The sequence below is a fragment of the Neobacillus bataviensis genome (assembly GCF_019969725.1).
Genome location: NZ_JAHXYW010000023.1, coordinates 1 through 18,259 on the forward strand (window position 1 = coordinate 1; position 18,259 = coordinate 18,259).

General features: G+C 40.9%; 17 protein-coding genes and 1 rRNA gene. All 18 read right to left on the minus strand.

Going from position 1 to position 18,259, the window contains the following annotated elements; all coding sequences use genetic code 11:
* Window positions 1-93, minus strand: a 16S ribosomal RNA gene (locus LC455_RS29230); the annotation flags it as partial.
* A 342-nt stretch (window positions 94-435) separates the two neighbouring features.
* Window positions 436-1,920: a lysine--tRNA ligase gene (gene lysS, locus LC455_RS29235; protein WP_223596340.1), complete on the minus strand. Its 1,485-nt coding sequence runs from the start codon at window positions 1,918-1,920 to the stop codon at window positions 436-438.
* 206 nt (window positions 1,921-2,126) lie between these two features.
* Window positions 2,127-3,128, minus strand: a complete 1,002-nt coding sequence (gene dusB, locus LC455_RS29240) for a tRNA dihydrouridine synthase DusB (protein WP_223596342.1) — start codon at window positions 3,126-3,128, stop codon at window positions 2,127-2,129.
* An 11-nt stretch (window positions 3,129-3,139) separates the two neighbouring features.
* Window positions 3,140-3,346 (minus strand): helix-turn-helix domain-containing protein, encoded by a 207-nt coding sequence (locus LC455_RS29245; protein WP_223596344.1) that lies wholly within the window; start codon window positions 3,344-3,346, stop codon window positions 3,140-3,142.
* Window positions 3,298-3,825, minus strand: a complete 528-nt coding sequence (folK, locus tag LC455_RS29250; RefSeq protein WP_223596346.1) for a 2-amino-4-hydroxy-6-hydroxymethyldihydropteridine diphosphokinase — start codon at window positions 3,823-3,825, stop codon at window positions 3,298-3,300. Before folK ends, LC455_RS29245 begins: the two co-directional genes overlap by 49 nt.
* Before the next feature lie 2 nt (window positions 3,826-3,827).
* Complete coding sequence (folB, locus tag LC455_RS29255; protein WP_223596347.1) at window positions 3,828-4,187, minus strand: dihydroneopterin aldolase; 360 nt, start codon at window positions 4,185-4,187, stop codon at window positions 3,828-3,830.
* On the minus strand, window positions 4,180-5,022 hold the full coding sequence (folP, locus tag LC455_RS29260) for a dihydropteroate synthase (RefSeq protein WP_223596349.1): 843 nt from the start codon (window positions 5,020-5,022) through the stop codon (window positions 4,180-4,182). Before folP ends, folB begins: the two co-directional genes overlap by 8 nt.
* A gap of 101 nt (window positions 5,023-5,123) precedes the next feature.
* The gene (gene cysK / locus LC455_RS29265; RefSeq protein ID WP_223596351.1) at window positions 5,124-6,053 is read right to left on the minus strand and encodes a cysteine synthase A; all 930 of its coding nucleotides are present in this window, start codon (window positions 6,051-6,053) and stop codon (window positions 5,124-5,126) included.
* Between the two features lie 144 nt (window positions 6,054-6,197).
* A complete protein-coding gene (locus LC455_RS29270) occupies window positions 6,198-7,091 on the minus strand; it encodes a peptidyl-prolyl cis-trans isomerase (protein WP_223596353.1) in 894 nt (297 codons plus the stop codon).
* Between the two features lie 24 nt (window positions 7,092-7,115).
* Window positions 7,116-7,994: an Hsp33 family molecular chaperone HslO gene (gene hslO / locus LC455_RS29275; protein ID WP_223596355.1), complete on the minus strand. Its 879-nt coding sequence runs from the start codon at window positions 7,992-7,994 to the stop codon at window positions 7,116-7,118.
* 33 nt (window positions 7,995-8,027) lie between these two features.
* Window positions 8,028-8,795, minus strand: a complete 768-nt coding sequence (locus tag LC455_RS29280; RefSeq protein WP_223596356.1) for a type III pantothenate kinase — start codon at window positions 8,793-8,795, stop codon at window positions 8,028-8,030.
* A 109-nt stretch (window positions 8,796-8,904) separates the two neighbouring features.
* Window positions 8,905-10,863, minus strand: a complete 1,959-nt coding sequence (gene ftsH, locus LC455_RS29285) for an ATP-dependent zinc metalloprotease FtsH (RefSeq protein ID WP_223596357.1) — start codon at window positions 10,861-10,863, stop codon at window positions 8,905-8,907.
* Window positions 10,864-10,983: 120 nt separating this feature from the next.
* Window positions 10,984-11,529 (minus strand): hypoxanthine phosphoribosyltransferase, encoded by a 546-nt coding sequence (gene hpt / locus LC455_RS29290; RefSeq protein WP_223596417.1) that lies wholly within the window; start codon window positions 11,527-11,529, stop codon window positions 10,984-10,986.
* A gap of 25 nt (window positions 11,530-11,554) precedes the next feature.
* Window positions 11,555-12,940, minus strand: a complete 1,386-nt coding sequence (tilS, locus tag LC455_RS29295; RefSeq protein ID WP_223596359.1) for a tRNA lysidine(34) synthetase TilS — start codon at window positions 12,938-12,940, stop codon at window positions 11,555-11,557.
* Between the two features lie 145 nt (window positions 12,941-13,085).
* Entirely contained in the window at window positions 13,086-14,087 is a 1,002-nt protein-coding gene (locus LC455_RS29300; RefSeq protein ID WP_223596418.1) for a serine/threonine protein kinase, read from the minus strand.
* Entirely contained in the window at window positions 14,056-14,793 is a 738-nt protein-coding gene (locus LC455_RS29305; RefSeq protein ID WP_223596361.1) for a VWA domain-containing protein, read from the minus strand. Before LC455_RS29305 ends, LC455_RS29300 begins: the two co-directional genes overlap by 32 nt.
* Before the next feature lie 94 nt (window positions 14,794-14,887).
* Window positions 14,888-17,362, minus strand: a complete 2,475-nt coding sequence (spoIIE, locus tag LC455_RS29310; RefSeq protein WP_223596363.1) for a stage II sporulation protein E — start codon at window positions 17,360-17,362, stop codon at window positions 14,888-14,890.
* Between the two features lie 407 nt (window positions 17,363-17,769).
* The gene (locus LC455_RS29315; protein WP_223596365.1) at window positions 17,770-18,210 is read right to left on the minus strand and encodes a S1 domain-containing RNA-binding protein; all 441 of its coding nucleotides are present in this window, start codon (window positions 18,208-18,210) and stop codon (window positions 17,770-17,772) included.
* Window positions 18,211-18,259 lie beyond the last annotated feature (49 nt).

The following is an 18,259-nucleotide window of genomic DNA, read 5'->3' on the forward strand; positions in this document are numbered from 1 at the left end:
CACCGGGAGCAAGCTCCCAGTGATTCGCTCGACTTGCATGTATTAGGCACGCCGCCAGCGTTCGTCCTGAGCCAGGATCAAACTCTCCAAGAAAGTTGATTAGCTCATAAAATAAAACGTTGGCTTCGTTTCAAAAAGAAACGAATATTATTGTTTGTTGACGTTTTTGTTTGTTTAGTTTTCAAAGAACAATTTCAGTGTCGCCTAAAAGCGACTTTTTTATCATACCAAGTTATCAACTAGAAGTCAATAACTTTTTTGTTTTTTCTTTTTTAAAACATGTTGTTTCGCAACAACGTTTATTAATATACCATCATTTATCCTTCCATGCAATAGCTTTTTTATACTTTTTATGAAGAAATGGTAAAGTAAAAATATTCGAACTCCTCTTAACAAAAAAAAGCACCGGATCCACCGGCACTTTTTTCAAATATATTATCGGTGACGCATTAATGGGAATAATAGTACGTCACGAATTGAAGGAGAATTCGTTAACAGCATTACCAGACGGTCAATTCCGATTCCCAATCCACCTGTAGGAGGCATGCCATACTCTAATGCTTCGACGAAGTCTTCGTCCATCATATGGGCTTCGTCATTACCCTGCTCGCGCTCTTTTAGCTGTGCTTCAAAACGCTCTCTTTGATCAATTGGATCGTTAAGCTCAGTGAAGGCATTTGCATGCTCACGTGCTACGATAAATAACTCAAATCGATCAGTGAAGCGTGGATCTTCATCATTCTTCTTGGCAAGCGGAGAGATTTCCACTGGGTGGCCAAAAATAAAGGTTGGCTGAATGAGCTTTTCCTCTACCTTTTGCTCAAAGAACTCATTTACAATATGACCATAAAGCATGTTATCATTAATTTCTACTCCGTGCTCTTTAGCATGCGCACGAGCCTCTTCCACGCTCATTTCCTTCCAGAAGTCTACTCCCGTATATTCCTTGATAGCGTCTACCATGTGGAGTCTCTTCCATTCCGGCTTAAGGTCTACTTCGTGGTCGCCATATTGAATCGTGGTTGTTCCTACTACTTCTTGTGCAATATGGGCAATTAAATTTTCTGTTAAGCTCATGATATCACGGTAATCGGCATATGCTTCATACAATTCAATCATTGTGAATTCTGGGTTGTGACGAGTAGAAACACCCTCGTTCCGGAATACACGGCCAATTTCATACACTTTTTCAAGGCCGCCGACAATCAGGCGTTTTAAGTGAAGCTCGATGGCAATCCGCATATATAATTGCATATCCAGCGCGTTATGGTGTGTAATAAACGGACGTGCAGACGCACCACCGGCAATGGAATGCATCATTGGTGTTTCTACCTCTAAATAGCCTTGATCATCTAAATAACGGCGCATCGCGCGAATAATTTTACTGCGGGCAATAAAAGTTGCTTTGCTTTCCTGGCTCATAATTAAATCCAAGTAACGCTGACGGTAGCGCTGCTCAACATCTTTTAGACCGTGGAATTTATCAGGAAGCGGACGAAGTGCTTTTGTTAAGAATACGAATTCTTGAACCTTTACAGATAACTCTCCAACTTGAGTTTTAAATAGGGTTCCTGTTACTGCAATGATGTCTCCTAAATCAGCAGAATCAAAGATTTCATACTGTTCTTCGCCGACTGCATCTTTCCTTACGTATACTTGCAATTGGCCGGTTAAGTCTTGAATATGGGCAAAACCTGCTTTTCCTTTTCCACGCTTTGTCATAATACGACCTGCGAGTGAAACAGAAACATTTTTTGCTTCAAGTTCTTCTTTTTCCAGCTCCCCATATTGTTCAATCAATTCAAGGGTATTATGAGAACGATCAAAACGCTTTCCAAATGGGTCAAGTCCATTTTCACGCATGCTTTGCATTTTTTCCCGTCTGACCCTTAATTGGTCATTTAATTCTTCCTGACTCATGACTAATTCAACTCCATTACTTCTTTTTTATGTAAAACTAAAAAGAATACTCACCAATTTTTTTACATACTATATTATTTTACACAAACTTGAGTATTCAGACATTAAAAATGTTTTTAGATAGAAGAAAAACTGCCAGTTGTTCTACTGGCAGCTTGCATTCTTAAACAAAAGTATTATAGAAAATGAGACAAAGAAAGTCAAACTCAGCCGACAATCGCCTGGTTTTGTTCCTGCTCCTCTACCTCATGAACTAAACCATTTAACAAGAGGACTAAATCTTCACGGGTATTGCACTCATTGATAGCGTTACGGACTCGTGCGTTTCCGCGCACTCCTTTTAAATACCAGGCAGCATGCTTGCGCATTTCACGAACGGCAATATTTTCATTTTTCAAGGCAATTAATCGGTCTAAATGAAGGATACAAACATCAATCTTTTCCCGGACAGATGGTTCATCCATTAGCTTGCCTGTTTCTAGATATTGCACCGTGCGGTAGATCATCCATGGGTCTCCAAGCGCTGCGCGGCCGATCATGACGCCATCAACACCGGTTTCATCGAGCATTCTCTTGGCATCCTGCGGGGTTTGCACATCACCGTTCCCAATGATTGGGATTTTAACAGATTGCTTTACCTCACGAATAATGTCCCAGTTTGCCTTTCCTTCATACATTTGCACACGGGTACGGCCGTGCAGGGCAACTGCCTTGCCGCCCGCTTTTTCAACCATTTGCGCATTTTTAACAGCATAAATATGGTCTTCATCCCAGCCCATCCGCATTTTCACAGTAACAGGCTTTTCAACAGCATCCACAACTGCAGATACCATTTCATAGATTTTATTTGGATCTAAGAGCCACTTTGCACCGGCGTCACATTTTGTAATTTTCGGTACCGGGCAGCCCATATTAATATCGATAATATCGGCATTAGTGTTTTTATCTACGAATCTCGCTGCTTCGACTAGCGTTTCTTTTTCACCGCCAAAAATTTGCAAGCTAAGCGGTTTTTCCCGCTCATCAATATACAGCATATTCATCGTTTTTTCGTTTTTAAAAACGATACCTTTATCACTGACCATTTCGGCACAAACTAAACCAGCACCAAACTCTTTTACCGTTAAACGGAATGCAGAGTTACATACGCCGGCCATTGGTGCTAAAACGACTTGGTTCTTCATTTCAATATCGCCGATTTTCAACATATAACAACCTCCTATTCTTTTGGAGTTAAATCATCTATGGTAATTTTTAAGGAATGTGCAATCCTTTCAAGTAACTCCCCTGCTGGCAGGCGGTTACCTCTTTCAATCTCTCCTAAAATAGACACTGATACACCTAGCTGCCTTGAAAAGCTTTCCTGTGTAAATCCCTTTAGCTTTCGATAGGCACGAATTCGTCTTCCCCATTTTTCCGCTTCCATATTCTGACTCCTTCTTTATCTGGTAATTCATTTAACCATGCTTCAAGAGGTTTATCTTTGATAGGTAATCTACTATCATGATTAATTTCTAAAAATGGAATCATAACAAAAGCCCGCTCTAGCATCCTAGGGTGCGGAACAATTAGCTTCTCTGTTTCAATATTTTCTTGGTTAAAGGTTAGAATGTCAAGGTCGATTGTCCTTGGCCCCCATTTTATTTCCCTTTTTCTCCCAAGTTCAAATTCTGTTGTTAAACATCTATCTAATAATTGGTCTGCATTTAAGTCAGTGATAATCTCAATCACCATATTTAAAAATAAATCCTGGTCCTCATAGCCGACAGGATCTGTTTCATATATAGAAGAATAATTTACCAGCTTAATATCTGAATGACTTGTTAGTTTTTTAATTGCACTTACCATATTATCATAACGGTTTCCCATGTTAGAGCCAAGGGCAATAAATGCTGTATTTTCCACTTTTATCTACTCCTCGTTATTTCTACAGCAACGGATTTGTAATGTCCCGGAATCGGCGGGTCCGGTTTAATCACCTTCACAATCACCTCATCAATAAGCGGGAATGCAGCAAGCACACTTCCGGCCAATTTTTCGGCAACCGCTTCAAGTAGTTTAAAAGGCGTTCCTTCGACGATTTCTTTACATAATTGGTACAGCTCGCCATAATTGACGGAATGCTGCAGTTCATCGGTTTCGCCTGCTCTTTTTAACTCTAAGGAAACAGTTAAGTCCACGATAAAACGCTGGCCAAGTCTGGTCTCTTCCGGGAAAACCCCGTGATAGCCATAGAACTCCATTTGGTTCACAAATATTTTATCCAATCACTTCACCCTTCCCCATTAGCGCATCCATCATTTTGGCCATCCGGCTCATTTCCTTAACATCATGAACTCGAATGATTTGACAACCCTTTTGAATACCGTAACAAATGGTTGCGCCTGTTCCCTCCATTCTTTGATCAACAGGGAGATTTAACGCTTGTCCAATCATTGTTTTTCTGGATGTACCTAAAAGAACAGGATAACCCAGCATGACAAATTTATCTAAATTCTGCATGGTTAGGAGATTTTCTTGATAGTTTCTGGCAAAGCCGATACCTGGGTCGAGGATAATTTTTTCATCCTTTACTCCTGCTTTTTTTACGATTGCAATACTTTCATAAAGGTCATTTAATACATCTCTCATAAAAGAGCTGTAGTTTCGGTCATGGCGATTATGCATTAATATGATTGGAACATCATACTGGGCCGCTACATCCGCCATTTGATCATCTGCTTTAGCTCCCCAAATATCATTAATGATATGGGCTCCTGCTTCAATTGCCTGCTTGGCTACCTCTGCTTTATATGTATCGATGGAAATCGGTATTTGGACGTTCTCGGAGATAGCCTTAATAACTGGAATAACCCGTTCAAGTTCTTCCTCTGCTGAAACGGCCGCAAACCCCGGTCGTGTTGATTCGCCGCCGATATCAATAATATCCGCACCATTCGCCGCCATTTCCTTTGCATGGCGGACGGCATGTTCAATTTGATTGAATTTACCGCCATCGGAAAAGGAATCTGGAGTTGCATTTAAAATTCCCATTACGATTGTTTTTTTACGAAAGTCTAAGGTATATGGACCACAATGAATTTGTTCCTGAGCTGTATACATCCCTATGCCCCCCATTAAAATACTCCTTTTATCATACATGATATAGCCGTTCATTTACAAAAAAAGAAGTGCCGGCAAATGCCAACACCTCTTCAGTAATTTTACTCAGCTTCATATTGATAAAGCGGTGTACTTAAGTAACGTTCTCCATTATCCGGAATAATCGCAAGCACTTTTTTACCTTTGCCTAATTGTTTCGCAACTTTTAATGCTGCAGAAATAGCGGCTCCAGAAGAAATACCGCCTAGAATTCCTTCTTCTCTAGCTGCACGGCGGGAAGCTTCAAATGCTTCTTCTGTATTGATTTGAATAACCTCATCATAGATTTCTGTATTTAATGTATCAGGGATAAAGCCTGCTCCAAGTCCTTGGAGCTTATGCGGGCCAGGTTTTCCACCAGATAGGACTGGAGAATCCTGCGGCTCGACTGCGACAATTTTTACATTTGGGAATTTTTCGCGAAGAACACTTCCAGCTCCTGAAATGGTTCCTCCTGTTCCAATCCCTGAAACAAACGCATCTAATTGATCCATTTGCTCGACAATTTCTTTACCTGTTGTTCTTCTGTGAACCTCAGGGTTAGCTTGGTTTTTGAACTGCTGTGGCATGAAATAGCCATTTTCTGCAGCAAGAGCCTCTGCACGGGCAATGGCACCTTTCATTCCTTCTGGTCCTGGTGTTAATACAAGCTCACCGCCATAGGCACGAAGAAGATTTCTTCTTTCTAAGCTCATTGTTTCCGGCATTACAAAAATCGCTTTGTATCCTTTGGCTGCTGCAATCATTGCAAGTCCAATACCTGTATTACCGCTTGTCGGCTCAATGATTGTATCAACACCAGGCTTAATTAAGTCTTGTTCTTCAGCCGCTTCAATCATTGCTAAACCAATACGGTCTTTTACACTGCTGCCTGGGTTAAAATATTCTAACTTTAAGTAAACCTCAGCGCTATTTTCATCTACTAATCTGTTTAATTTTACGATTGGCGTTTGACCAACTAATTCTGCTACAGAATTTGCAACACGTACCATAAAGGACACCCCTATTCCGAGTATTTTTATTGGATTTATATCATTAAATTTACCAGTTACATAGTCCTATTGTCAATTGTTTTGTTTGTAGAATTGTGAAAATATTATAAAAAAAGAAAACACAGAATAGTACCGTGTTTTCTATTATTCCTTATTCTTGCCATAAAACCAGTCTACTTTTGCTTCGTCCCAGAAAGTGGCTGCTGACGCTGGTTTTTTCATTTGATCAAGGGCAATTTGTCTGCGGAGTTGATTCTTTACCTCGGAAAAGGAATAGGTTTCTCCGCTAATTTTCCCTTCAAGCTTAATTAAAGCATACCCTTGCTCCACTTTGAGCGGTTTACTGTATTTCCCCTTTTTTAGCTTTTTAGCTGTCTGGAGATAAAGTTTAGGGTAGCGCTCATCCTCTTCTGTGATAAAACCGATATCCCCGCCTTCGTTTGCGGAAAACTCATCAATGGACTTTTCCATTGCCAGTGCAGAAAAGCTGGAGCCATGGGCCAACTCCTTTGATGCCTTAACTGCTTCTGCCTTTGTTTTCACAATGATATGCGATAAATGATAGGCATCCGGTACATCGAAAAGATTTTTATTCTTTTCATAATAGCTTTTTAATTCTTTATTTGAGATCTCTACATCTCTCGTTAAAAGCTCTTCTAATAAAAGAGTGCTGCGAATTTGTTCCTTCCACTTTTTCTCATTAGCCTGCTTTTTTGGACTAAAAGTATTATAAGTGGTCTGCAGCATGCGATATTCACGTTCAACATCTTCGTCCGCAATTTCAATATCGTATTTGGCCGCCATTTCTTCAATGACCTTTTGATCAACCATTTCCTTTAAGACGTCTTTGCCATATCTTGCTTCAAGTTCATTCAGCCAATCTTGTCTCGAGATGGTCTTTTTCCCGATTGTCGCTACCGCCTCTTCATTGACCAATGCTCCATTTGCCTCGTTCACCTTAGATAAGAAAAAGGCAGCCGTCAGGCAATTGAGCATAATGAGGGCAGCAATCACCATCCAAAGCTGCTTCCTGCCCAACCGGTTCTCCCCCTAATGAATCTCTTATTTCGCCTCTTTTTTAAGTTCTTCTAATTCTTCTTTTGTGAATAGGTATTTTTCATTACAGAAATGACAGTGCGCCTCAGCCTGACCGTCTTCTTCAATCATATCATTAATTTCCTTTGCACCTAAACCGACAATCGCACCAGCAAAGCGCTCCTTGGAACAGGAACATTGAAATCCAACCGGCATGGTTTCAAGTATCTTTACATTTTCCTTACCAAAAAGCTCCTCCAATATATCCTCTGGAGTTAAGCCGCGTTCAATTAATTTGGATACCGGTTCAATCGTTTTTAACCGTTCTTCCATCTTGGAGATAATTTCATCTTTAATCCCCGGCATTAACTGAAAAATAAAGCCTCCCGCAGCCAAAATCGAATCATCCGGATTCACTAAAACCCCGACACCTACGGACGATGGAACCTGCTCAGAAGTGGCGAAGTAGTAAGTAAAATCTTCCCCTAATTCCCCTGATACAATCGGCACCTGTCCAGAAAAGAAATCACGGAGCCCGACATCCTTCACGACAGATAACAAGCCATCGGTTCCGACCGCGCGGCGGACATCAAGCTTGCCATTTTCATTCGATTCAAAATCAACCTCCGGATGGGTTACATAGCCGCGCACCTCGCCTTTGGCATTACTGTCAACTAAAATAGGACCAAGCGGACCACCGCCGTCAATTTTGATTGTAAGCTTATCGTCCCCTTTTAGCATGGCCCCCATCATCACACCTGCGGTCATCGTGCGGCCAAGTGCAGCCGATGCTGTTCTCCAGGTTTGGTGGCGGCGCTGCGCCTCACGGACCGTCTCAGTAGTACGGACCGCATAAGCGCGAATATTTCCATCATAGGCTAGCGCCTTAACTAGATAATCCTTCATTGTAAAACTCCTTTCGTGCTGTCCCTTCTTAGGTTATCCTATGTTGCGCTTATAGATAAGCTGCAAGCCTTTTAATGTTAAAAATGGGTCTACAATATCAATAACCGTTGATTCTTGGGCAATTAGATTAGCCAAGCCGCCTGTGGCTATAACAGTTGGCTTTTTCTCACCTTGTTCCATCATCCGCCTTACAATGCCTTCAACTTGTCCAACATACCCATAGACAATCCCTGCCTGCATCGCCGCAACGGTATTTTTTCCAATAACACCTTCAGGGCGGGCAATTTCAATCCGCGGTAATTTCGCCGCTCTAGAATATAGGGCTTCAGTAGAAATGCCCACTCCCGGAGCAATCGCACCACCCATATATTGACGCTCCTCATTGATATAACAATAAGTAGTTGCGGTTCCAAAATCAACAATAACCAATGGGCTTCCATATTCATGAATGGCCGCAACGGCATTAACAATTCGGTCCGCTCCAACCTCGCGAGGGTTTTCATATTTTATATTTAATCCAGTCTTAATTCCTGGACCGACGACAAGCGGTTTTATATGAAAATACTTTTGGCACATGCGCTCTAACGCAAACATAATCGGCGGAACAACAGAAGAAATGATAATGCCATCTATATCCGAAAAAGAAAGGCCGGAATGGTCAAATAACGCTTTTACATTCATCCCAAACTCATCTTCCGTCCGATTACGATTTGTTTCAATCCGCCAGTGGTATTTCAGTTCATCACCTTGATAAACGCCAAGTACAATATTCGTATTTCCCACATCAAAAACAAAAATCAAATCTATCACTCACTTTATTGGATTTTTCTTTTCTCATATTGCACATATCATACCATAATTATCTGCCTCATGAAAAAAAAGAGTGCTTCATCGAAGCACTCTTTCCAAATTACTTATAGTCAATTTCATCAGGAGGAGTATCTAAGAAGGATTTTTCATCCTTTTCAGCCTCATCCTTTTTAGTGTTGATATTTACCTTTACATCTTCGGCTTTTTTAGGTTCAACCTTAACCGCTTCTAAAGTAACTGAAGGGTCTGGCATGTGGCCATTGTCAACTAAATAGCGAATTTGTTCAGCATTAAGTGTTTCCACCTCAAGAAGAGTCTTGGCAATAAGATCAAGCTTATCTCGATTCTCTGTCAGAATCTTTCTAGCTCTTTCATATTGTTCTTTAATGATACGCTGAATTTCAAGATCGATTTCATAAGCAATCGCATCTGAATAATTCTGTTCATTATGAAGGTCACGGCCTAGGAACACTTGACCGCCTGAAGCTTGACCGAACTGCAATGGTCCGAGCTTATCACTCATTCCAAATTCTGTCACCATGCGGCGGGCAATTCCCGTAGCACGCTGGAAGTCATTATGTGCCCCTGTACTTACCTCACCAAAGACAATTTCTTCTGCCACACGGCCGCCTAATAAACCAACAATTTTATCAAGTAATTCCGGTTTTGTCATAAAGTAACGGTCTTCTCTAGGAAGCATTACCGCATATCCACCTGCCTGGCCACGAGGAACAATCGTTACCTTGTGGACCATATCGGCCTCGTCAAGTATTAATCCAATAACGGTATGTCCGCCTTCATGGAAGGCAACTATCTTTCTTTCTTTTTCGGAAATAACACGAGTCTTTTTAGCTGGACCAGCAATGACACGGTCCGTTGCTTCATCGATATCGGACATTTCGATTTTCTTTTTATTCTGACGAGCTGCTACCAATGCAGCTTCATTTAATAAGTTTTCTAAATCTGCCCCTGAAAAACCTGGTGTACGCATCGCAATATTTTTTAAGTTTACGGATTCATCTAAAGGCTTGTTGCGTGCATGAACCTTAAGAACCGCTTCGCGTCCAATAACATCTGGGCGGTCAACCGTAATTTGTCGGTCAAAGCGGCCCGGACGTAAAAGGGCTGGATCGAGAATATCCGGACGGTTTGTTGCAGCTACAATAATAATTCCTTCATTGGCACCGAAACCATCCATTTCAACGAGCAACTGGTTCAAGGTTTGTTCACGTTCATCATGACCGCCGCCAAGACCTGCACCACGCTGACGGCCAACAGCATCAATTTCATCTATGAAGATAATACAAGGAGCATTCTTTTTTGCGTTTTCAAATAAGTCACGAACACGGGATGCACCGACCCCAACGAACATCTCAACGAAATCAGAACCACTTATCGAGAAGAATGGAACGCCTGCTTCACCAGCACACGCTCTCGCTAATAACGTTTTACCTGTTCCTGGAGGTCCCACCAAAAGAATCCCTTTAGGAATACGGGCGCCAAGTTCAGCAAATTTGCGAGGGTCTTTTAAAAACTCAACCACTTCGACTAATTCAGCCTTTTCTTCATCTGCTCCAGCTACATCTCTAAAACGAACCTTTTTCTTATCATCGTTATAAAGCTTAGCTTTAGATTTACCAAAATTCATAACCCGGCTGCCGCCGCCTTGAGCTTGGTTTAATAAAAAGAAAAACAAAATAAAGATGATGACAAATGGAATAATGGATGTAAAGAACGTAACCCATCCACTTGTTTCTTTAGCAGGCATTACGTCAACTTTAGCTTCTGAATCCTGGATGCTTCCAATAATCTTTTCACTGTTTGGAATATAGGTTAGAAATTTATTTCCATTTGCTTTTAATTCACCCCGAACCTCATATACACCTCGTTCAGGCTGCATGGAAAATGATTTTACTTCGCCATTTTCTAACTGCGAAACGAACTTATCATACGTAATATGTTTGGTCGATTCGCTGTTTCCATTAAAAAAGCTCACTACGCCAATAATGACTAAAAATATCAATAAATAAAAGATGGTATTACGGAAAATCCGATTCATCTCTTACCTCCTCCCGCGGGTAAAAACTATAATAAATAGTATCATAGAAAATCTTACAAATTCAAGGAATTGCCCTTTCTGTCAAGGGTTTTCCTAGTAATTGTTCAAGAAAAATCCTTATTATTGATTATTGCTGTATACCTCTGGTTTTAGTACCCCAATATATGGAAGGTTTCGATATTTTTCAATGTAATCTAACCCATAACCGACAACAAACTCATCAGGAACAATAAACCCTACATAGTCTGCTTGAATTTTGCTCTTTCTTCCGGTCGGCTTATCAAGTAAAGTGACAATCTTGATGGATTTCGCTTTACGGTAACGGAATAAATCGACTAAATAGCTAAGAGTAAGCCCACTGTCGATGATATCCTCGATAATTAAAATATCTCTGCCTTCAACAGATGTGTCTAGGTCCTTAATGATTTTGACTTCACCTGAGGATACTAATCCCGTACCATAGCTGGAAACATCCATGAAGTCCATTTCTAAATAGCAGTCCATTCGTTTTAACAAATCAGCCATGAAAGGCATGGCTCCCTTTAGAACCCCAATTGCAAGCGGGAAACGGTCTTGATACTCTTCGGTTAAGTGCGCCGCAAGATCCCTAATTTTTTCTTGTATTTCCTCTTCTGAAACTAATACCTTTTCAATATCCTGGTTCATCATAATTGTGCCCCCTAGAAGATCATTACTTATTATATGTGAGTAGTATATATTGCTTTGCTGCAGAATCTATGCCTTCAAATGATGATTTTTTCAGACCTGGAAGCCAAATAATATTTCCGTCACTGTCCGTTATCACCGGCCAGTTATCCCGGTCATGAACAGGAATTTTTTGATCAATAAAAATATCCTTTAGCTTTTTCGAACCCTGCATTCCTTTTAATGTCATCCGGTCGCCAATGTGCCGCGTCCGAATGATAATCGGCCATTTCAACTTTTCCTCATTAAACAAGGCCATGTACGGCTTGTTAGTGGGAATGTCGTCTTTAGCGCGTTCTATCCTAATATTCCCTTTACTTGGCAGCAAAATCGTGCCTGGCTCGTTCACTTCAAAAAAATAAGGTTTAACCTGATCCGCTTGAAATTGAAAAGATAATTGATGATAGGAGCGAATCACTTTTAAACCACTGGGAAAGTCAAGTTTACCTGAAGGTTCACTATGACGTATTAAGTGATATACTTGCTCGATATGTACAGCAGAAAGATCAGCCGATTTTCCCATGTAAAGATAGTTTAATATTAGTTGAATCCCTCTTCTTTGTAAAGGTAAAGGCACTTCTAGAAACTGGTTAATGTCAATGGCTATTTTGCTCTTTTCCCTTATTTTCACTACTGTATTCATGTGTCTTTCTGTTAATTCCAGAAGAAAGGTTTCATCTGATTGTAAATCTTCACTAAATCGTTGGAAATTCTCATTCACATGGGGATTTTCCGTTTTCAAAAACGGGAGAACTTGCTTACGGAATCGATTCCTGCTATAAACTCCTTTTTCATTACTCGGGTCCAGCCTTGGAGTAAGCTCATTGAATTTACAATAGCTCCAAATCTCATCCTTGGATAAGCATAAAAATGGACGAAAGATTCGGCCTTTATGAAAAGGGCGAGAAAAAGGTATTCCTGCTCGTGCCATCCCCGTGCTTCCCCTCGTTGCCCTCATCAGCATCGTTTCGATTTGGTCATCCCCATGATGACCAAGGGCTAAAAAAGGGAAATCATATTTTTCCATAGTACTTAAGTAAAAATCATATCGCGCTTCTCTTGCTGCAAGCTGTGAGCTTTTCCCGGTATCTTCCATGATTTTTGGAACATTAATCCGGGCCATTTCAAAGGGGACTTGATTTTGTTCACAAAAGTTTTTAACAAACATCGCATCCTCATAGGATTCTTGACCGCGGAACATATGGTCAACATGGGCTGCTACAATGGAAAGATTCATTTTATCTCTTTCCCCCAGCAAGAAGTGAAGTAACGCTAAAGAATCCGGCCCGCCTGATACACCAACGACAATTTTTTTATTGTTCAGTTTGAAAGAATGGCGTTCAAGAAAAGCCGTGACCTTTTTTTCCAACATATAAAAAACTTCCTTATTAAAATAAGATGAGAATATTAATAGCATACCACTACAACGAAGGAACTATCAAAATTTAGGCTTTGCTATGCCTATAGAAATATTTTCTTCATTTTAATACGAATAACCTTCAAAATGGTTTCAATATTTATAGTAGTTTTAAAAAAATATATCCGCTATATAAAACGGCTAATACCGCCGTGATCACAAAAAATTCAATCCATCCGCTCTTTTTCTTCTTTTTCCGATAATGGCGCCTTGAAATGGGCGGACTTCCCTGTGATGGCTTCGCCTGGGCCGTAGAGTATGCCTTAGTAGGGCTTTGTTTCGGATTAGAACTTGGATGTTCGTTCAGTAAATCTAATAAGTCTGTCCGCATTTGTTTGGCGGTTGTATAATGCCCTTGAAGTGCTTTTAACATTACTTTTTCAAAGGGAATTAACTCCGATTTTTGGCGAATCGCCTCTCTTAGCTGAGCGATTCCTCCCGTTGTTTTAGTAAAACGTTTCGGATAGGCAGTGTTGATCATGATCATGGCAACCGAGAATAAATCATAGGAGCGTTCCGCCTTTCTTCCGCCCAGCCCCCAATAGCCACGATCATAAAACTCGGTGAATTCCTTAATGGCTCTGCCTTGGATAGTCGTCCCCCCCACATCAATACATCTAATTTTGGGAGGCGGTCCAGTAACAATTAAATTTTCAGGTTTTAAATCACCGAAAACCCAACCGTTTTCATGCAAGTTATCTAAATCTTTGAGAAGCTGCAAAAATAAAACAGTCGTCCACGATTTCCCCTTTTGTTGTAAAAAAGAAAGAAAATCAGGGCCGTGAATATATTCCATTACATAAAAGGAAATGCGCCCGCGATTCGTTTGCCAATCATCTACATCAAGCAAAGAAGGCCCGAGGGATGATGGCCCCTGGACCTTTGCAAAGGATTTTAAAACATTTACCTCAGAGGTGATCGACATGCCATTATCACTCATTTTTAACGCTACTTGAGTGTCATTGTATTTTGCAAGGTAGACAACCCCGTTTGCTCCAAATCCTAGTTCCTTTATAATCGAATATTTATTTCCATGCCATTTTCCTGAAATGACGGTTCCGGGACTGACTTTACATTGACTCTTCAAAGAATGATTCATCATCACGTGCAAGCAGACTCCTTAATGATCGTTTTTGACTGAAAGCAGAAAGGGCGGTACGTAGGGCCGGGCCAGTTGGGGTAATCCCTCCGGTTGATAACTGCGAAAAGATACTTGTCAAAGATTGTAGCTTTGGCGTCCAATCCAGCAATTTTTCGACATCATTCTTTTTCCCGGGAAATACATAAACAGAAAATTGATTTTCTCCCGTCCGGGCATTTAAGCTAAGCGAAAGGTCTAACAGTGCCTCTTTTACCGTTTCTAGCTTATGCTTCATACTTGCACTTGTGTCGACAAGAATCAACACTTCTAATTCGACAGTTTCCCCTAATTCGTCGACAACCTCCATGACCTCACCGCGTTTTTCAGGAGGCAGGTCTTCCATTGTTTGCGAACGGCCCAAAATCTGTTGGAGCTCGCGGTTGACCACACCTTGTATCGTTTGATTCATCGCTTTTCGGGTGACCATCTGCACGGTTTGTGAAAGCTGCTGGGCATAGACAATTTGGCTGACACCTCCACCTGACATCGCGATCCCGTCAATTTCGGTCATTCCTTTTTCATCAATAACATCATGCTCCATCACACCAATGACGTTAACGGTAATTCCCTGCTCTTTGGCGAGTGCAGACATCGCGATCGGATCGTCTCCTTGATTGGAGCATCCATCCGTGATCAACAAAATTTGCCGGATTTTCCCTGTATACATAACCTTCTCCCTCCACTACATGTATTGATACCATTTTCGACCGTGTGGGGGTGATTTATACATAATTTTGGAAGGTGCTGTATAAAATAAACATTTATGCATGCTTTCTTTTTTTATAAACCGGGATGGACGCCCATTTTGGGGTATTATGTTTTATTTTTGCTACGGTTACTGTCATATCGTCAGCAATAACTCCCGCTCTTGAGCGAATCACTTCCTCCATAATTAAATCGGCTATTTCTTGCGGATCTTCTGTTTCTAATTCATGTAATTTTCGTTTCATCCACAAATCATAATTTTCAACATGCTTCGGCCCCTCGAACACCCCATCGCTCATCATAATTAACAAATCGCCAGCTTTTAATTGCTCGCTGACAACATCGACTTCAAATTCCTGCAGAATCCCGATTGGCAGATTGCTCGCTTGAATCTTAATAATCTTATTACCCCTTTTAATAAAGCTTGGGGTCGAACCAATTTTAAGGAATTTAGCGGCAGCATTCTTTAAATCAATCATCGCTAAATCCAAGGTAGAAAAAATTTCATCTGTTGTTCTTAGTGAGAGGATCGAATTAATCGATTTGATTGCCACTTTTTCATCAATACCTGACTGGAGGATCTTTTGTAATAGCTGCAGCGTTTCTTTACTTTCATAATGGGCTCTCTCCCCATTTCCCATGCCATCGCTGATTGCAATTGCATATTTGCCGAAGCCGAGCTCAATGGTTGAATAACTATCACCAGAAACTAAGCCGCCATCCTTGGCCGCATGGGCTACCCCCGTTTCAACTGTATAAGCCTTTGACGACCTAAAGGTAACGTAACAGAACTCATTTGGATAGGTGGCACATTCCTCCTTATTGACGATAATCGTTTCTGCCAGAATATCGGATAGCATCGGTGCAATCAGCTTTTCACATTCCCCGTGGCCATTACAGAATGGGACACTCATTTCGATATCAACATTACCAGGCTCCAGGCTATAAATCTCCACTTGCTCAATATGGATTCCGAAACCTTGAAGTGCCTCCATGATTTGTTCTTCCTGTTTATAATGATTTTCCCTTTCGCGCTGAATTTCCTTAGCGAAATTATCCATCACCTCGGATACACCCAGCAATTGGTCGGCGACAAGCTTTCTGGATTCATGCACCTGCTTTTTTAATTTTTGATTAGCTTGGAAAAACGTTAACTCTTGTCCAATGGTTTCGTATACCCTTTTCGGACGGGAACATATTTTTTCCCATTCCTTTGAAAGTCTTAAAGAAACATTGCCGTCATTTTGGTCCATTTCATGGATAATTTCTTCCATATATGAATAAGTTCCTGCAAAATTCTTTGCCCAGCATTGTTCCTTCTTAAAGCAGGTTTGGCATGTCTTTTCCGTTACATTACTCATAAAATAATCCATTTCCCGCTGGTCATAATCTTCATTCGGTATAACTTCCGTTTGTGAAAAACTTTTCGACAGCGTATGAAATAGACTTGAAAACTGCGAGACCCGCTGTGCGGTAACATCACGCATTTTACGCATATATTTTTGCTGCTCCGCTGTATATTCAGGTGTTCCCGGAATATATTTTGCTAATCTTGATGTCAGACTTTGTGGTGTTAGCAAAAATAAAAGTACGGCCGCAGACGTCTCTAAAACTGTCTGTGTGATCGAACCGCCGCCTTCTCCATACATACCGATTAATAGAGTAGAAATAAATAAGCCGATCGAAACACCGATTTTTTTCCCTTCCTTCAATAATCCGCCCAGAACACCAGAAAAGGCCAGTAAACTCATATGATAAAAGCTTGATACGCTTGCAAGGCTGAAAATTAATCCCGTCACGACCCCAACGGTTGAGCCAACGGTTGCCCCTGCTATAAAGGAAAAGACTAATACCAAATAACGGGACATGATATGCTCTATCGACAAATCATATAGCTTCCAACCAATGGTTCCCGTCATAATCGAAGCAAGCATGATGATGAGGCAGACGATTTCTTCCGTTTTTAATAATTGTCTGCGTTTATTTAAGGTCAAGAGCGGGATACTTTGTAAGAAGATCAGGGTTAAAATAAAGGCAAGGCTTGCCTGGACACCGACCATCATCGCATCATATAGGGTCAATTGCTTTGAGAGGATGAAGCTTTCTGCTAATTTTCCAATTCCTAAAATAATGCCGACAAAAAGCGGCAAAGCCCTCATTTCATTTGTCAGCCATTTCCTGCTGACCCGATAAATGACTAGGAAAAGGATTGAGATTGCAAAGGTTGAGGCTGCATTAGCTAATGAAAGGGTGGCTGCTCCTGCAATCAGCCCAATTAAGGCAAGCGGTGCCCGATCCCTTCTAATTAAATAGACAGAGGCAAAAAAAGGCAGGCAAAATGGGGTCAACTTCGCTAGGATCAGCGCCCTTCCTAGCAAAAACCCTACTATTAATAATAGAAAACCTTTCTTTATAAAAAAGGACTCTAGTAATAATTGAACTTTTTTGACTCCAAGCCCAGGGTCCCATTTTGATGAATGAAGGTTGACTTCTCCGATTGGTTCTATTAAACTCCGCTCTAGCTTTTCCATAAATCACACTCCCTACTAATTCATCGTTGGAGTCTATTATAAATTTGCTAGATTCAGAAAATTGTCAAAATAGTGAACGGAATAGTGAAAATCGTTCGACGGTTTTCACTATTTTAATCAATTAATGTCGGAATAAGAAAAGCGGAAGCGCCTTGACCAGGGAAAAAAGCAGTTCATTTTTTCCTAGGGGCGACAAGCATAAGACAAGCCGGCGGAAAGGTTGCTTTTTAACCTTCTCGACGGATTGGCTGTAGACCAAAGAGCCCCTAGGCGCTGTAGCTGGACAATTCTCAAAGTCAAAATTGATACTTTAAAATAAATACAAAAAAGACAAGTCGTTTGAGACCTGTCTTGATCTATTGGATATTCAGTGGAACCTGCTTTTTCCGAAAAAAGCGAGCAGCAAGTTAACCCCGTCTAGCTCCTCTTCCTCCACGCTTGGATTCCGTGTGGCGCTTTAAGGAAGATAAACGATCCTCACTATCTTTTAAAAATTTTGCCATTTTTGTTTCAAAGTTTTCTGGTCTAGCATTGTTACGATCGTTTGATCTACCTTGACGAGGACGTTGCGAATGTGAGTGTTGTCTTCTTTCTCTTTCCGGCTGTTCAGGTCTATCCTTTGCCTTTTTAATGGATAGGCCAATCTTTCCATCCTTCTCAACATTGATGACTTTTACCTCAACTTGGTCGCCAACTTTAAGATGGTCGTTAATATCTTTTACATAGTTGTCAGCAACCTCACTGATGTGGACGAGTCCTGTTGAGCCATCCGGCAGCTCCACAAACGCTCCGAAATTTGTAATCCCTGTTACCTTTCCCTGTAACTTGCTGCCTACTTCAATTGACATAAAAAGAATGTTCCTCCTTAATAATTTAAAAAATCAATCTTACTCTATA

What these genes read in the sequence shown, in the direction of transcription:
- folP (WP_223596349.1), bottom strand. Translation starts at nt 5,022, where the DNA reads ATGTATACAGCTCAGGAACAAATTCATTGTGGTCCATATACCTTAGAC.
- dusB (WP_223596342.1), bottom strand. Translation starts at nt 3,128, where the DNA reads ATGTTGAAAATCGGCGATATTGAAATGAAGAACCAAGTCGTTTTAGCA.
- LC455_RS29300 (WP_223596418.1), bottom strand. Translation starts at nt 14,087, where the DNA reads ATGATGAATCATTCTTTGAAGAGTCAATGTAAAGTCAGTCCCGGAACC.
- LC455_RS29315 (WP_223596365.1), bottom strand. Translation starts at nt 18,210, where the DNA reads ATGTCAATTGAAGTAGGCAGCAAGTTACAGGGAAAGGTAACAGGGATT.
- ftsH (WP_223596357.1), bottom strand. Translation starts at nt 10,863, where the DNA reads ATGAATCGGATTTTCCGTAATACCATCTTTTATTTATTGATATTTTTA.
- hslO (WP_223596355.1), bottom strand. Translation starts at nt 7,994, where the DNA reads ATGAAGGATTATCTAGTTAAGGCGCTAGCCTATGATGGAAATATTCGC.
- hpt (WP_223596417.1), bottom strand. Translation starts at nt 11,529, where the DNA reads ATGAACCAGGATATTGAAAAGGTATTAGTTTCAGAAGAGGAAATACAA.
- LC455_RS29305 (WP_223596361.1), bottom strand. Translation starts at nt 14,793, where the DNA reads ATGTATACAGGGAAAATCCGGCAAATTTTGTTGATCACGGATGGATGC.
- spoIIE (WP_223596363.1), bottom strand. Translation starts at nt 17,362, where the DNA reads ATGGAAAAGCTAGAGCGGAGTTTAATAGAACCAATCGGAGAAGTCAAC.
- tilS (WP_223596359.1), bottom strand. Translation starts at nt 12,940, where the DNA reads ATGTTGGAAAAAAAGGTCACGGCTTTTCTTGAACGCCATTCTTTCAAA.
- LC455_RS29245 (WP_223596344.1), bottom strand. Translation starts at nt 3,346, where the DNA reads ATGGAAGCGGAAAAATGGGGAAGACGAATTCGTGCCTATCGAAAGCTA.
- cysK (WP_223596351.1), bottom strand. Translation starts at nt 6,053, where the DNA reads ATGGTACGTGTTGCAAATTCTGTAGCAGAATTAGTTGGTCAAACGCCA.
- lysS (WP_223596340.1), bottom strand. Translation starts at nt 1,920, where the DNA reads ATGAGTCAGGAAGAATTAAATGACCAATTAAGGGTCAGACGGGAAAAA.